The 14,244-nt window shown below is 66.3% G+C and carries 12 protein-coding genes; 4 read left to right on the forward strand and 8 right to left on the reverse strand.

Annotated elements, in window-relative coordinates:
• Window positions 1-90 precede the first annotated feature (90 nt).
• A complete protein-coding gene (locus K2O51_RS07505; RefSeq protein WP_011301357.1) occupies window positions 91-1,026 on the forward strand; it encodes a LysR family transcriptional regulator in 936 nt (311 codons plus the stop codon).
• A gap of 13 nt (window positions 1,027-1,039) precedes the next feature.
• On the opposite strand, the gene K2O51_RS07510 is transcribed toward K2O51_RS07505, so the two are convergent.
• Genes K2O51_RS07510 through K2O51_RS07520 form a run of 3 tightly spaced genes read right to left on the reverse strand, consistent with a single transcriptional unit; the run spans window position 1,040 to window position 3,997 of the window.
• Window positions 1,040-1,816 (reverse strand): enoyl-CoA hydratase, encoded by a 777-nt coding sequence (locus K2O51_RS07510; protein ID WP_011301356.1) that lies wholly within the window; start codon window positions 1,814-1,816, stop codon window positions 1,040-1,042.
• 22 nt (window positions 1,817-1,838) lie between these two features.
• The gene (locus tag K2O51_RS07515) at window positions 1,839-2,807 is read right to left on the reverse strand and encodes a Bug family tripartite tricarboxylate transporter substrate binding protein (protein ID WP_220630013.1); all 969 of its coding nucleotides are present in this window, start codon (window positions 2,805-2,807) and stop codon (window positions 1,839-1,841) included.
• 32 nt (window positions 2,808-2,839) lie between these two features.
• A complete protein-coding gene (locus K2O51_RS07520; RefSeq protein ID WP_220630014.1) occupies window positions 2,840-3,997 on the reverse strand; it encodes a CaiB/BaiF CoA transferase family protein in 1,158 nt (385 codons plus the stop codon).
• A 291-nt stretch (window positions 3,998-4,288) separates the two neighbouring features.
• Between K2O51_RS07520 and argG the strand changes: the two genes are divergently transcribed.
• Both argG and K2O51_RS07530 read left to right on the forward strand, forming a co-directional pair.
• On the forward strand, window positions 4,289-5,614 hold the full coding sequence (gene argG, locus K2O51_RS07525; protein ID WP_011301353.1) for an argininosuccinate synthase: 1,326 nt from the start codon (window positions 4,289-4,291) through the stop codon (window positions 5,612-5,614).
• A gap of 197 nt (window positions 5,615-5,811) precedes the next feature.
• Window positions 5,812-6,528, forward strand: a complete 717-nt coding sequence (locus tag K2O51_RS07530) for an intradiol ring-cleavage dioxygenase (protein WP_220630015.1) — start codon at window positions 5,812-5,814, stop codon at window positions 6,526-6,528.
• A 27-nt stretch (window positions 6,529-6,555) separates the two neighbouring features.
• Here K2O51_RS07530 and K2O51_RS07535 read toward each other — a convergent pair whose 3' ends face one another.
• Complete coding sequence (locus tag K2O51_RS07535; RefSeq protein ID WP_220630016.1) at window positions 6,556-6,957, reverse strand: YybH family protein; 402 nt, start codon at window positions 6,955-6,957, stop codon at window positions 6,556-6,558.
• A gap of 425 nt (window positions 6,958-7,382) precedes the next feature.
• Between K2O51_RS07535 and K2O51_RS07540 the strand changes: the two genes are divergently transcribed.
• Entirely contained in the window at window positions 7,383-7,634 is a 252-nt protein-coding gene (locus tag K2O51_RS07540; RefSeq protein ID WP_140949748.1) for a hypothetical protein, read from the forward strand.
• Window positions 7,635-7,726: 92 nt separating this feature from the next.
• On the opposite strand, the gene K2O51_RS07545 is transcribed toward K2O51_RS07540, so the two are convergent.
• The 4 genes from K2O51_RS07545 to K2O51_RS07560 form a co-directional block, all read right to left on the reverse strand.
• Window positions 7,727-9,277: an efflux transporter outer membrane subunit gene (locus K2O51_RS07545; protein ID WP_220630017.1), complete on the reverse strand. Its 1,551-nt coding sequence runs from the start codon at window positions 9,275-9,277 to the stop codon at window positions 7,727-7,729.
• 14 nt (window positions 9,278-9,291) lie between these two features.
• The gene (locus K2O51_RS07550; protein ID WP_011301347.1) at window positions 9,292-11,271 is read right to left on the reverse strand and encodes a glycosyltransferase family 2 protein; all 1,980 of its coding nucleotides are present in this window, start codon (window positions 11,269-11,271) and stop codon (window positions 9,292-9,294) included.
• A gap of 2 nt (window positions 11,272-11,273) precedes the next feature.
• The gene (locus K2O51_RS07555; RefSeq protein WP_049796565.1) at window positions 11,274-12,575 is read right to left on the reverse strand and encodes a hypothetical protein; all 1,302 of its coding nucleotides are present in this window, start codon (window positions 12,573-12,575) and stop codon (window positions 11,274-11,276) included.
• 103 nt (window positions 12,576-12,678) lie between these two features.
• The gene (locus tag K2O51_RS07560; RefSeq protein ID WP_011301345.1) at window positions 12,679-14,010 is read right to left on the reverse strand and encodes an HlyD family secretion protein; all 1,332 of its coding nucleotides are present in this window, start codon (window positions 14,008-14,010) and stop codon (window positions 12,679-12,681) included.
• Window positions 14,011-14,244: the final 234 nt, after the last annotated feature.

Genomic DNA, 14,244 nt, shown 5'->3' on the forward strand with positions numbered 1-14,244 from the left:
GCCCTCTACGGCACAAGTGATGGCATAGAATGACCGCGCCGCCTCCATTCAATCTGGCACGGCGGCTACAGACACACAAATGGGGTTGCATTGCGTTACGAACTGACCGACCTGCGCCTGTTCCAGGCCATTGCCGACGCGCAGAGCCTTTCCGGCGGGGCGACTGCCACGCACATCACGGCGTCGGCGGCGAGCTACCGGCTGAAGAATCTCGAGCATGCAATGGGCACGCCGCTGTTCGTGCGCAATGCGCGCGGCATGGAGCTGACGCCGGCGGGGGAGACGCTGCTGGTCCACGTGCGCGAACTGCTGCTTGGCGTGGAGCGCATGCATGGCGAGGTCGGGCGTTTTTCCGCCGGGCTCAAGGGCCACATCCGGCTGCTGGCGAACAGCAGCTCGCTCAACGGCTTCATCATCCCGAGCGTGAGCCGTTTCCTGACGGCCAACCCGGATGTGAATATCGACCTGGAAGAACGTGCGAGCCAGGCCATCCTGACCGCGGTGGCTGCGCATGAAGCCGACGTCGGCATCCTCGCTGGCGACTTCGATACCACCGGCGTACGCGCGGTGCGCTATGCCGTCGACGAGTTGATTCTTGCCGTGGCGGCGGACCACCCGCTCGCGCGCGAGGCGGAGGTGCGCTTCGGCGCGGCGCTGGCATTCGATTTCGTATGCATGAGCCGCACGAGCAGCAACTTCCTGTTCCTGCGCGACATGGCGCAGCGTGCGGGCAAAAGCCCCAATGTGCGACTGCATGCGCACAGCTTCGAGGCGGTGCTGTCGCTGGCGGAGGCGGGAGTCGGTGTGGCGCTGGTGCCGCGCAGCGTCGCGGCGGCCGCGTTGCGCGACGCGCGCGTGGTGGGCGTGCGGCTGGCCGAATCGTGGGCGCTGCGTGAACTCAACCTGATCGTGCGCGCCGATGGCAAGCTGCCCGGGTTTGCGGCTGCGTTCGTGCAGTTCCTGCTCAATGACCCGCGCGTGGCGGCCACGCGCGAGGGCGGTACGGTCGCGTCGACCGCACCGTGATGACTGCGTTGATTTACCGCTTGCGATTCAGGAACGTCGCCATGTGATGCTGCGGCTCACCCGTATCGAACGCGCGGCCGAACTCGGCCACGCTGTTGTTGATCGATACATCGAGCGGCGCTTCTTCCCACTCTCGCAGCAGGCGCTTCTGCTGGCGCACGACCTGCGGGCCGAAGCCTGCGAACAGCGCGGCAATGCGCTCGACTTCCGCGTCCAGTTCCGCGAGCGGCACTACGCGGTTCACCATCCCCCACGACAGCGCTTCTTCCGCGCCGCACAGTTCTCCCGTCAGCAGCATCCAGGCAGCGCGAGCGTTGCCGATCAGCCGCGGCATCAGCGCGGCATGAATCACGGACGGGATGCCGACCTTGACCTCGGGCATGCCGAGCTGCGCGTTGTCCGCGGCAATGCGGATATCGCAGGCGAGTGCCAGTTCCAGTCCGCCACCGAGGCACCAGCCCGGCATGCGTGCAATCACGGGTACCGGAAAGTGCCGCAGCGCATCACAAAGGCCGCGCAGGCCGCTGATGAAGACTTCGGCGGATTCGCGTGTGAGCGCGGCCATCTCCTTGATATCGGCGCCGCCGATGAATCCCTTCTCGCCAGCACCGCGTACCACCAGCACCCGCACGGCGTCATTGGCGGCCAGTGCGTTGACCACGCGCGTGAGGTCCGCAATCACCGACGTGCCCAGGATGTTCAGCGATCCCGCTTCACGGATGGTCAGCGTGGCAACGCCGCGCTCGTCGATCTCGACGCCGGCATGCGTGTTGGAGGCGTGTTCGCTCATGATGTATTCCTCGATGTGTGGCTTATTGCAGCTTCGTGAAGTGGATATCCTCGACCACCTTCTTCCAATGCGCGTTCTGCGTGCGGATCAGGTCGCCGAACGCCTTGCGCGAGGTCCATGCCGGAATCGCGCCCTGTTTCTCGATGGCGGTGATGACCTCCGGCTCGGCTAGCACCTTGTGCACTGCGTCGTTGAGCTTGTCGAGGATCGGTGCGGGCGTGCCGGCCGGCGCGCCGAGGCCGAACCACGACGGATTGTTCATCGCGCCCAGCCCGGCTTCGGCGTACGTCGGCACGTTCGGCAGCACCTTGAGCCGCTGTTTCGCCGCGACGGCCAGCGGCTTGAGCTTGCCGCCCTGGATCAGCCCCGACGAGGACGGAATGTTGTCGAACACGACCTGGATCTGTCCTGCGACCGCATCATTGAGTGCGGGGCCCAGGCCCTTGTACGGCACGTGGAGCATACGTGTGCCGGTCTCGTTCATGAACAGTTCGCCGTTCATATGGCTCAGGCCGCCGTTGCCGGACGAGCCGAACGAATACTTGCCCGGATTGGCCTTCAGCAGCTTGATGAACGCCTGCAGGTCGGTCGCCGGGAAAGCCGGGTTCACGACCAGCACGTTGGGCACGTCGGCGAGGTTGCTGATCGGATCGAAGTCCTTCACCGGGTCATAGGCGGTCTTTAGGTACACGTTCGGATTCACCGCGTGCGAGCTTTCGACTTCCATCACCAGCGTGTAGCCATCGGGCGTCTGCTTGGCCGCGTAAGCGCTGCCTACGGCGCCGCCCGCGCCGGGGCGGTTCTCGACGACGACGGGCTGGCCAATCACCGGCCCGAGCCGCGTGCCGACGATGCGCGCGATGATGTCGGTCGTGCCGCCTGCCGCGTAGGGCACGATCAGCTTGACGGGGCGATCAGGCCAGGCCGCCTGCGCGGTGCCCGCCACGCCGAGGCCAGCCAGCAGTGCGAGGACAGGATAAGTCGGTTTCATCAGGTGTCTCCGTATCAGGATATCGATTGTGTTCAGGCCGGCGCGGTGTGTTCGCCCAGCAGCGGCGGCGGCTGCGACGGTCCGGTGTGGCCGGCGAGCATAGGGTTGCGCACCATCGGCACGGTGCCCATCACCGGGTGCTCGGCGAATTGCTGCAGCCCGCGGTGGCGCACCTGCGGATGCGCAAAGACTTCTTCCATAGTGTGGATCGGGCCCCACGGCACGCCGGCGGCATCGAAGGCGTCCGTCCATGCGGTGCGAGTGCGTGTCGGGAAGATCTCCGTCAGCAGTGCGCGCAGTTGCGGCAAGTTTTCGATACGCGCCGAGTTGGTCGCGTAGCGCGCGTCCTGTGCCAGGTCGGCCATACCGGCGACTGCACAGAAGCGGGCGAACTGGCCGTCATTGCCGATGGCGAGGATCAGGTAGCCGTCCGCGCAGCGGAACACTTCGTACGGCGCGCAGTTCGGGTGCGCATTCCCGCTGCGCTGGGGGTTCTCGCCCGATACCAGGTAATTCGCACCCTGATTCGCGTTGAGCGCCACGGCTACATCGAGCAGCGCGATATCGAGGTGCTGGCCGACGCCGGTCGCGTGGCGCTGGTACAGCGCAGCAAGCACGGCCGAAGTCGCGTACATGCCGGTGCTGAGGTCCACCACCGCCACGCCGGTGCGCAGCGGGCCGGCGCCAGGACTGCCGTCGGGCTGGCCGGTATAGCTCATGAGCCCGCCCATTCCCTGGAACACGTAGTCATAGCCCGGCTTGTCGGCCATCGGCCCGTCCTGGCCGAAGCCGGTGATCGACAGGTAGACCAGTCGCGGGTTGATCGCCTTGAGGCGGTCGTAGTCCAGCCCGTAGCGCCGCAGCGTGCCGACCTTGTAGTTCTCGACCAGCACGTCTGCCTCGCGCGCCAGTTCGCGCACCTGCGCGGTGCCTTCGGGCGTGCCGTAGTCGATCGCCACCGAACGCTTGCCGCGATTGCAGCTGATGAAATAGCCGGACAGGCGCGCGTCGCTGCCATCGGCCGCCGACATGTAAGGCGGGCCCCAGCCGCGCGTATCGTCGCCCCGCTCGGGGTGTTCGACCTTCGTCACCTCGGCGCCGAGATCCGCCAGGTTCTGGGTGCACCAGGGGCCGGCCAGGATGCGCGACAGGTCCAATACACGCACGCCTTCCAGGGCACGATGAAGCATGACAACTCCCGCATTCGCAAAACAATGCGGCCGAGTATAGGGAGCGCCCCAGGGCCGAACCAGTCGAGAGTTTTTAAAGGCGCGTTCGCCGGTTTTGAACGGTCTCGCAGCGCCTGTCCGCAGGCCATTCGGACGCCGGGTTTGGCGCAAGCCCGCCGCCGTGTCACAATTCGCCTTTGGACCTTTCCGGCACCTTGATTCGGCCCGTGACCCGGCCAGCCGAGTCCCAGCGCTTCGACCGCGGCCGAAAGCTGCTTCAAGAGCCGACAAATTCACATAGATTTTCTGGCGATGACTACCATCCTTCAGCACATTCCCACCGGCGAGCGCGTCGGCATTGCGTTCTCTGGCGGCCTGGACACCAGCGCGGCGCTTCTCTGGATGCGCCAGAAGGGCGCCATCCCTTACGCCTACACGGCCAATCTGGGCCAGCCCGACGAGCCTGACTACGACGACATCCCGCGCCGCGCCAAGGCCTACGGCGCCGAGGAAGCCCGCCTGGTGGACTGCCGCACGCAACTCGTGGCCGAGGGCATCGCCGCACTGCAGTGCGGTGCGTTCCACATTTCCACCGCCGGCGTCACGTACTTCAACACCACCCCGATCGGCCGCGCCGTCACCGGCACCATGTTGGTTGCCGCGATGAAGGAAGATGGCGTCAATATCTGGGGTGATGGCAGCACGTTCAAAGGCAATGATATCGAGCGTTTCTACCGCTACGGCCTCCTGACCAACCCGGGCCTGCAGATCTACAAGCCGTGGCTGGACCAGCAGTTCATCGACGAACTTGGCGGCCGCGCCGAGATGTCCGAGTTCATGCGCCAGAACGGCTTCGACTACAAGATGTCGGCTGAAAAGGCGTACTCGACGGATTCAAACATGCTGGGCGCCACCCACGAGGCCAAGGATCTGGAGCACCTGGATTCGGGCATCCGCATCGTGCAGCCGATCATGGGCGTGCAGTTCTGGCGTGACGAAGTCGAAGTCAAGCGCGAGGAAGTCACCGTGCGCTTCGAGCAGGGCCAGCCCGTTGCGCTGAACGGCAAGACCTTCGCCAACAGCGTCGAGCTGTTCGCCGAAGCCAACGTCATCGGCGGCCGCCATGGCCTGGGCATGAGCGACCAGATCGAGAACCGTATCATCGAAGCCAAGAGCCGCGGCATCTACGAAGCCCCGGGCCTGGCACTGCTGTTCATCGCGTACGAGCGCCTGATTACCGGCATCCATAACGAAGACACCATCGAGCAGTACCGCGACAACGGCCGCCGCCTTGGCCGCCTTCTGTACCAGGGCCGCTGGTTCGACCCGCAAGCCATCATGCTGCGCGAAACCGCCCAGCGCTGGGTGGCGGGTGCCGTGACCGGCGAAGTGACCATTGAACTGCGCCGCGGCAATGATTACTCGATCCTGAACACCACCTCGCCGAACCTGACCTACAAGCCGGAACGGCTGACCATGGAGAAGGGTGAGTCGATGTTCACGCCGCTGGACCGTATTGGCCAGCTGACCATGCGTACGCTGGATATCGTGGATACTCGCGAGAAGCTGCAGACGTATGCGAAGACGGGGCTGCTGTCGTCGGCGGTTAGTGCTTCGTTGCCGAAGCTGGAAGACTGAGCGTACTCGCGGTGACAACGCTGCGTGAATGCGCGGCGCATCATAAAAAACCGGCACTTCGTGGTGCCGGTTTTTTCTTTGTGATCCGTCCCAAACGACGCCGCACTGAACCTGCTCACATCAGTGCGGCCACAGTCCTTTTTTCCGGCGGCAGGCGAGCATAGACTGGTGTCACGATGCATCAAGGGGAGCCTCAGATGACCGTCTCGCCTCCTGAAGACCGCGAAAAGAGCTCCCGCCGCGATTTCCTCGGTGACCTCGGCAGTCTGGCCGCCTTAGCAACCCTGGCCCCCGCAAGCGCGGCGCAAACACTAAGCCCGAACGCCGCCGCCTGCCTGCTGACCCCGGCCGCCACTGAGGGCCCCTTCTATGTCGGCGACGCTCAACTGCGCAGCGATATCCGCGACGGCCGGCCCGGCCAGCCATTGCGCTTGCGCTTGATGGTTGTCGATGCCGACCATGACTGCACGCCGGTGCAGGGTGCGCTGGTCAGCATCTGGCATTGCGATGCCGAAGGCAGCTATAGCGGTGAAGACGGGCCGCGCGACGCTACGCGTTTTCTGCGCGGCGTGCAGCCAACCGCTGCTGATGGTGCCGCTGCGTTTGTCACGATCTATCCCGGCTGGTACCGGCCGCGCGCGGTTCATATCCACTTCAAGGTGTTGCTCGCGAATGCCGAGGTGCTGACCAGCCAGCTTTACTTCAGCGACGCGCTGAACCGAGAGGTGCTAGGCAGCCATCCGGCATATCGCGCGCGCGGCGTGCCGACGCGTGGCAACGCACAGGATCCGATCGCGGGCGGTCAGCCGCCACTGGTGCACGTACGCAGCGGGACGGAATGGCTGGATGGGGATTTCATCGTGGGCATCGCACGCGGTGGCGCCCATCGCGCGGGCGTGCGTTCTTCCCTATGAATGAAGTGCCGCCCCGCTCGACATCCGTCAGGAGGCTGACGGCGGGCTCGCGGCAAGCAGGTTGGCGTCGCGGCTCAGCCGCCACTTGCCGTTGTCCTCCCTGCGCAGCAACGTGAGCGTGTAGCCCGAGCGATGCATCGCCCTGCCGTCGGGCGGCGTGATGGTCAGGTCGATGAAATTGCGCAGGTAGGCCCAGTCGCCGATCACCTGCAGTTCGCGGATGTCATAGCTGCCTTGCAGCTTCACACCGACCATGCCCGCGGATGCTTGCGCGAAGGCGGCCTTGCCGAAGGGTTCCTGGCCGGGGACCATGAAAACGACGTCGTCCGTCATCAGGTCCAGCACCGTGTCGGTATCGCCGCGCTGGCTGGCGGTGAACCAGGCCTCTACCAGTTCACGGATGGCGCGTTCGTCGTCTGCGGGATTCATGGCTGCCTCGCTTGTTTGCCCGTGCCAGCGGGCGTCCGTGTTGGCACCGCCAGCGGGTAGGGATTGATAGCGCCGCCGGCCGTGTAGATGCCGTAATGCAGGTGCGGCGGCGTGCCCTGCGCATTGCCGGTATTGCCGCAAGTGGCATGCCGCGCCGGCAAGAGCATCATCTTGCCCGGAATTACGCTTGATGCGCACGCGCCATCGATTCAGGGGAATTTTCTACATTGGCGGGAAGTTCTTACGTTGCCCCAGAAAGCCAGACTCACAACCAGATAGGCAAAGCAAAGCACATATGCGGGGTTTGGAGCCGGAACCGGCGTTGGTATGGCAGTTGCCTTTGCCAACACAGGATCGGCATGCAGAGCGGGTCCGGCTCAAGGCTGGCCTGCCGGCCGGTCACCAAGGCTTCGATGGAGGAAAGCATGAGCAAGAAAATACTGATTTGCATGATGGCGGCGGCCACGTTTGGCTCGCTGGCGGGCTGCAGTGCGACCGGCACAGCGTCCGGTTCTGGCGCCGGCGGCGGCACGCTGACTGGCTCGGGCTCCGTCAACGACAACACCGGCAGCCGTCCGCGAAGTGGCTATGGTACGGCGCCGGGCGCGACGTCAAGCGGAGGGACAGCCAGTGGCGCCACGTCAGGCGGCACGTCGTCCACGTCGCCGCGCTATTGAGATGGCTTGAGCTGGCGATACAGCGGACGTTGTCATGGCGGGCACCGGCGAAGCATCGCCGGTGCCCGTTTTGCATTCGCCGGGTGGGCTTCTTAGCGGGAAGCCGTTCCGGTCCGGAGCGAGGCGCTGGCGGCCTGGGCGCCGGGCGCTGCAGATTGCGCGGCCGGGGCCTCTGCCATGGCTGTATGCTGGGACCAGCCACCGCCGAGCGCCTTGTAAAGATCGACGCGGCTCGTCAGCCGTGCGAGCCGGATGGTGACGAGCGTCTGCTGCGCCGAATAAAGCTGGCGCTGCGCGTCGAAGACCGGGAAGTAGTTGTCCACGCCGTTGCGAAACCGCATCTCGGAGAGGCGCCGCGTTTCCTCTATCTCGCGCGAGAGGGTTTCCTGCGCTGCCGCCTGGCGGTCATAGGTGCCCCGCGCTGCGAGGCCGTCCGCCACTTCGCGGAACGCCTGCTGGATAGTCTTTTCGTAGGCGGCGACGTTGATGTCCTTCTGTACCTTCGACGCATCCAGCCTGGCCTGGTTAGCCCCGCCATGGAAGATCGGCATGGTGATCTGGGGCGCGAACGCCCACGCCATGCCGCTTGAAAACAGCCCGGCCAGCGCGGTGCTCGCGACGCCGATCGCCGCGGTTAGCGAGATGCTTGGGAAGAAGGCTGCGCGCGCCGCGCCGATGTCGGCGTTTGCCGCCTTCAGCCGATGCTCTGCGGCCATGATGTCAGGCCGTTGCTCAAGCAGCGCCGAGGGCAGGCCAGGCGGCAGTTCTGCGACGAACGACGTGTTCTCGAACGGTTGCGGCGCCGGCAGGTCCGCCGGCAACTGCGTACCTACAAGCAGCGTCAGCGCATTTTCGTCCTGCGCGACCTGACGTGTGTACTGTTCGACGCCGACGCGTGCGGTTTCGAGTTGCGTCTGCGCGCGATGCATGTCGATCTGCGCCATGCCGCCTGCGCGCTTGCTGCGCTCGACCATCTGCACGGTGTCTTGCTGGACCTTCAGCGTGTCCTGCGAGATCTTCAGCAGCGCCCGGTCCGCCTGCAGCGTCAGGTAGGCGCTTGCAACCTCCGCCACCAGGCTGATCTGCGCGCTGCGTTGCACCTCCTGCACAGCCAGGTACTGTTCCAGCGCCTCATGCTTGAGGCTTCGCACACGGCCAAACACATCGAGCTCAAAGGCATTGAAGCCGACGCCAGCCGCATAGGCATGGATGACCGATGACTGCGCCCCCTGGCCGATCAGCGCGCCGGGTATGCGCGTCGCAACCATGCTCGCGTTGGCATCGAGGGACGGGAACTGCGCGGCCCGCTGGATGCGGTACTGCGCGCGCGCCTGGTCGATGGCCAGCGTCGCCATGCGCAGGTCGCGGTTATTGGCCAGCGCCAGTTCGATCAGCCGGCGCAGCCCCGGATCGGTGAAGAAGTCCTCCCATCCGAGGCTCGCAGCCGGCGTCTGCGCTTGCGCCTGCACGCCTGTGCCCTGCACATAGGCCGCTCCGGTTGGCCAGGCGTTGGGCACCGGCTGGTCGGGACGCTCGTACGTGGGCTCCAGCGTGCAGGCTGTCAGCGCCAGCGGAATTGCAACTGTCGCGATACGCAGGAGCGGAGGGAGGGTTCGCGTTTGCTGTGCTTTCATGTGGCTCATCCGTGTTATCCGCTTCAGCCGGCAAACGCGCGGCGCAGCAACTGTGCGATGGCGACGCGCGGCCTGCCCTGATTGGCAATGTTGTGGGCGGGCTCGCTGAACAGCAGCCGGATCAGCCGGTGCCGTGCCGCCATATCCGGCCGCAACGACACGCCGACAAGCCCGTCGCGCGTGCGGGCGACCTGGCATGGCACCCAACCCAGCGGCGCCAGCCAGAACGCGCCTTCGGCACCGGGCCGGACATCGGCCGCGCGCGCGCAGCGCAGCCCCGCGCCATTGCAGGAGAGATCCTGGGTGACGCCCGCGAACTCGCGCGGCGTGCCGTCGGCACCATGCAGGCGCAGCAGTGCGCGCGCGCGATATGGGAAGCGCTCCTCCTTGCGCGGCCGCGGCAGTTCGAAGCACACCAGCAGCGATGCCAGGTAAAGCACCATCGACACCACGGTCCACGCGATGTTGAACGACACGCCCGGCGCGTCGGCATCTGCGGCGACGGCGCGCGCGAGTCCCATGCCGGTCAGCACGAACAGCGCGCCGTACAGCGCGGCGAATTTGCCGTGCACGACCAGCTTCGATCGGTCGAGTCCCTTGTTTGTGACCTTGAACGGCCGCCCGAACGGCTTGATCACCGCGCTGGCCAGCGTTGCGGTGACAGCCACCGCCGCGACGATCTGCGTGACCTCGGTGAAGATCGGCATCGCGCGCGACCCGGTCACCCAGATGCTGTACGCCCAGTACAGCAGCAGCGCAGGCACGCCATAGGCAAGGAACTGCAGCGGATCGCCATACAGCGTTGGCACGTCGAAGTACCAGTACAGCAGAGGCCCTGCCAGCAGCATCAGCGTGAATGGCCGGCTGATCCAGTGCAGCAGTCCGTGTATGTAGTGCAAGCGCTGCAGGCCCGTGTAGCCGCGCCCGCGCAGCGGACCGTCGGCCGTCAGCGCGACCTGGATCGTGCCCAGCCCCCAGCGGCTGCGCTGGCTGATGTATTCGGGCAGGCCTTCAGCGGAAAGGCCCACGCTCAGGCGTTCGTTCAGCCAGCGCGTGGTGTAGCCATGCGGCATGAGCCGGTAGGTCAGGTGGATATCTTCCGTCACGGTGCCGGTCGGAAAGCCGCCGATGCGCGCGAGCGCCTCGCGCCGCACCACGAACGAAGTGCCGATGCAGAACGCCGTGCCCCACGCATCCTTGGCCGGCTGCATGATGTCGAAGAACGCGCGCTGCTCGTCGACCCAGCATTCCGTCGAGCGCAGGTTGTACTGGATGGGGTCGGCGTTGTAATAGAACTGCGGCGTCTGCACCACGCCCACGGCGGGGTCGTCGAACAACCCGACGATGCGCAGCAGGATGTTGCGATTGGGGGCGAAATCCGCGTCCAGCACCATGATGAATGGCGCGCCGCCGCCGCGCTGTGCCGCACTGTGCATCAGGCCGTTGTTGAGGTTGCCGGCCTTGGCATGCGCGTTGTCGGGCCGCGTCACGTAGCACGCGCCAACACGTGCGCAGTAGGCCTTGAGCCAGTCGCGGCGCGTATCGTCCAGCACCCACACGCGGAAGTTCGGATAGTCGATCGCCAGTGCCGAGACGATCGTCTTTTCGAGCACGTCCAGGCCTTCGTTGTAGGTCGCGATGAAGATGTCCACGGCGGGCGCCGGGCGGCTGCGCCGCAGGCTGGCCTCGCTGGCATCGGCGGCGGCGCTGTGGTTTGAAGTACGCGTCAGCGTGATGATGGAGATCAGCGTATAGGCGATGGTCAGGGTTTCGAAGCCGAAAAACGTGTACGACCACAGGCTTGGGAAATCCATGCGCCAGTCCGGCAGCGTCTGCGACGCGCGCCACACGTAATACACCACCAGCAGAACCCCTGCGGCGGTGCCGAACAGCCATCGGTCCGCGGCACGGTGGCGGTCACCGCGCAGGCACAGCACCGCGATCAGGAAGGCGCCGGCATTGATCTGCACCAGCATGCGGTTTTCAAGAAAGTAGGCGAACATCGTCACTCCGTGCGTGTGTCGTCGGGCGGGGCCTGCGCCTGCGCGGCGACGGTCTTGCAGGCCGGGCAGTTGCCGCCGGGCTGGAACGGATTCCAGCCCGAAGCGGCCAGCACGGCCCAGGCGGTCGCGCCCAGGTGTGGCAGGTGGTAGTAGTAGAAGTCTTCCGTGGTCGAATCCGGCCCGATGGACAGGCCGGTGCGGATGCGCGGTTCGGGCGTCGCAAACAACATGCCCGACGGTGCGCGTTGCGCCCGCAGCAGCGGCCACAGTGCGCGCGCTTCGTCGTCGCGGCCGCTGGCGCGCAGCACCAGCGCAGCCTGGCCCGTGCCCTCGGTCCACATGCCGTCGGGCCGCGCGTTGAAGCCATAACCACCGCCTGCTGCGTGGTGCGTGCGCGTCCAGTCAAGTGCACGCCGCCACGATGCGGCTGACTCGGGCACTGCGATCAGCGGCCACAGGGATGCATCCAGCGCCGATGGTTCTCCGTTGAGCGTGCGGCCGTCGTCGCGCGTGCCGATTGCGAAGCGGCCATCGCCGGGCTGCCACATCGCGTCGACGAACTCGCGCGCGCGCTGCGCTGCGGCATTCCAGCGCGCGTCGCCAGTGCGCAGCGCGAGCCAGCGGAACGCGGCGTACGCATCGACGTTGTGCTCGGTCGACTTCCAGCCCTGGCGGCGCGGCGTCGGCTCATGGCCGAAGTAGCCCCCGATGTAGCCGGCCGGGCTTTCGCTGCCGAAGGTCTGTTTGTCGATCCATGTCATCAGCGTCGCGGCGGTGTCGAGATAGCGGCGCTCATGCGTGGCTTCGTAGGTGGCCAGCAGCAGCAGCGCCGCCCAGGCCACGTTGCCGGTCGCGGTGCCGACCTGGTAGGCGTCTTCGAACCAGCGCTTGCTCGGCGCGTCCCACCAGCCGGGCATCGGTACTGGTCCGTCCGGCACCGCGCCGGCACGATAGGCATTGCGCACGCGGCCGTCGTGGTAGTGGCGGTCGCGCGTGGCGCCAGCCACCACGCCATCGGCGATGCGGCGCGCGGCGTCCGGCTGGCCGCAAGCGATCAGCGCCACGCCGGCCAGCGCGTTGTCATAGACAAACGCGGACTGCTGCAGCGGAGGCGGCAGCGGCTCGCCGCCCGGGGCGGGCTCGTAGCTGCCGAGCATCACGGGTCCCTTGCCGGGCACGGCGGCTACGCGTGCCGCCAGTGTCTTGCAGCCGTCGCGCAGCAACTGCTCGCGCGCCTGCACAGCCGGCGTGGCCGCGGGTGCTGCCATGGCCGTCGCGCTCAACACGGAGCACGCCAGCAGCATCGCCGCGAGCAGCCCGGCTCTGCGCGCGGGAAAGGCCTGGATCGTATAACGCTGCACGGTGTCCTCCTTCCTGCGGGCGTTCGCTTTGACTTCGATAACCGGCTCACATCAGGCTGTGCAGCCAGGAGCTGTTCAGGCTGACCTTGGCCCAGTGGCCAAGCGCGCAGCGGTCGGTCTCCTGCGTGCCGGTTGCTGGCAGGTCGGGCAGCGGCTTGTCGAGCCGCGCGATCAGGTAGACCTCGTTCTTCTCGATCGGCGGGAAGGGTACGAAGTAGCGCGCCTGATCGCCGTCTGGTGCACGTGGCAGGACTTCGGCCACCGCCCCGGAAACGGGCTTGCCTACGCCATCCACGTGGACCGTGACGCGTGTGCCGGGCAGCAGGTCCTTGCTCAGGCTGCGCGGGAATACCGCGACCACGCGGGGCTGGCTGCAGTTAGTCGTGCGCATCAGCGTGGCACCGGCCGCGACGCGCGTTCCGGGCGGGGCCAGCACGTCTTCCACTACGCCGCCTGCATAGGCCTTGATTTCCAGGTTGGAAACACGGTCCAGCCGTTCTTGCTCGGTGGCGACCATCTTGTCGACGGACTCGCCGTATTCCTGCAGCTGCGCGATCTCTGACTGCGTCTGGGCGATACTCGCGCGCAGTTCGTCCTGGCGCTGCACCAGCGCACCGACGGCACCGTCGGCGCTGCTCATGTAGACCTTGCCGCGCGCCGCCTCGCTGCTGCCGCGCGCGCTCTCCAGCTCTGCCTGAATCGCGTCGCGCTGGCCGGCCAGCACGGTGAGCTGGTTGCGCGAGGCATCGGTGTACGCTTCGCTGACCGCGCCGGCCCACTGCATGGCCTGGTTGCGGTTGACCACGTCTTCCTGCTGGTCAATCTGCTGGCGCGCGACCGAAAGCTTCGCCTCGATGCCCTTGATGCGCGATGCGTGTTCACGCTGCGCGGCCGTCTGGTAGCGCTGGATTTCCTGGGTCGTCGACGCGAGCCGTGACTGGTCCGACGCGAGCTTGGCCCGCGCGGCCTCGAGGCGCGTCTGGTTGTCGAGCCGTTTGCCGGTCAGGTCCACCAGCAGCGCACGGTCAAGGTTCGAGTTCTGCAGCGTCATCAGCGGCTGCCCGGCCCCGAATGTGCCACCCACCGCCACGGCCTGGCGCGTGACGACGCCTTCGACCGGCGTGGTCACCAGGTTCACCGGGCTGTTGACCACGGCGCGCTCGGACGAGCGGTTGAATACCGGGGGAAACATCACGGACAGGATGACCCAGATGATGAAGGCGACCATGCCGTAGCTGGCAAGGCGCGGAGCGATCTGCCACAGCGGCCTCAGGCTGATTTCGCGGCTTCGCCCGCGTACCAGCGGCTCCGCGGGTTTCGCCGGGAGCGGCTGTATCCGTGCCGGCAACGTGGGCCGAGGGTCTGGCTTCTTGTTCATGGCATCCTCACGCGTGTAAAAAGCTTTCCCCGCCGCCGCGATAGGAACCGAGGCAGAATGGGCGATCGTTACCCGCACGCGGCCCAGCGGCCTTGCGCGCAAGCGTGGTCGTCATCCCCCAACAACTATTTCTTATGCACCGCGTTCCGCGGCCTGCATGGGCACGGGACGGGACTACTGTTCGACCGGGAAAGCCGGTCTGGTGTTTGCCCGCTTCATCACCATTGCGAACGC

The sequence above is a fragment of the Cupriavidus pinatubonensis genome (assembly GCF_019602855.1).
In the GTDB taxonomy this organism is placed as follows: Bacteria; Pseudomonadota; Gammaproteobacteria; order Burkholderiales; family Burkholderiaceae; genus Cupriavidus; species Cupriavidus pinatubonensis.

Excerpts from the sequence above, each read along its gene's own strand:
- K2O51_RS07510 (WP_011301356.1), bottom strand. The coding sequence starts at position 1,816 with ATGAGCGAACACGCCTCCAACACGCATGCCGGCGTCGAGATCGACGAG.
- K2O51_RS07555 (WP_049796565.1), bottom strand. The coding sequence starts at position 12,575 with ATGCTGCTGGCGTGCTCCGTGTTGAGCGCGACGGCCATGGCAGCACCC.
- argG (WP_011301353.1), top strand. The coding sequence starts at position 4,289 with ATGACTACCATCCTTCAGCACATTCCCACCGGCGAGCGCGTCGGCATT.
- K2O51_RS07550 (WP_011301347.1), bottom strand. The coding sequence starts at position 11,271 with ATGTTCGCCTACTTTCTTGAAAACCGCATGCTGGTGCAGATCAATGCC.
- K2O51_RS07535 (WP_220630016.1), bottom strand. The coding sequence starts at position 6,957 with ATGAATCCCGCAGACGACGAACGCGCCATCCGTGAACTGGTAGAGGCC.
- K2O51_RS07545 (WP_220630017.1), bottom strand. The coding sequence starts at position 9,277 with ATGAGCCACATGAAAGCACAGCAAACGCGAACCCTCCCTCCGCTCCTG.
- K2O51_RS07520 (WP_220630014.1), bottom strand. The coding sequence starts at position 3,997 with ATGCTTCATCGTGCCCTGGAAGGCGTGCGTGTATTGGACCTGTCGCGC.
- K2O51_RS07530 (WP_220630015.1), top strand. The coding sequence starts at position 5,812 with ATGACCGTCTCGCCTCCTGAAGACCGCGAAAAGAGCTCCCGCCGCGAT.
- K2O51_RS07560 (WP_011301345.1), bottom strand. The coding sequence starts at position 14,010 with ATGAACAAGAAGCCAGACCCTCGGCCCACGTTGCCGGCACGGATACAG.
- K2O51_RS07515 (WP_220630013.1), bottom strand. The coding sequence starts at position 2,807 with ATGAAACCGACTTATCCTGTCCTCGCACTGCTGGCTGGCCTCGGCGTG.
- K2O51_RS07540 (WP_140949748.1), top strand. The coding sequence starts at position 7,383 with ATGAGCAAGAAAATACTGATTTGCATGATGGCGGCGGCCACGTTTGGC.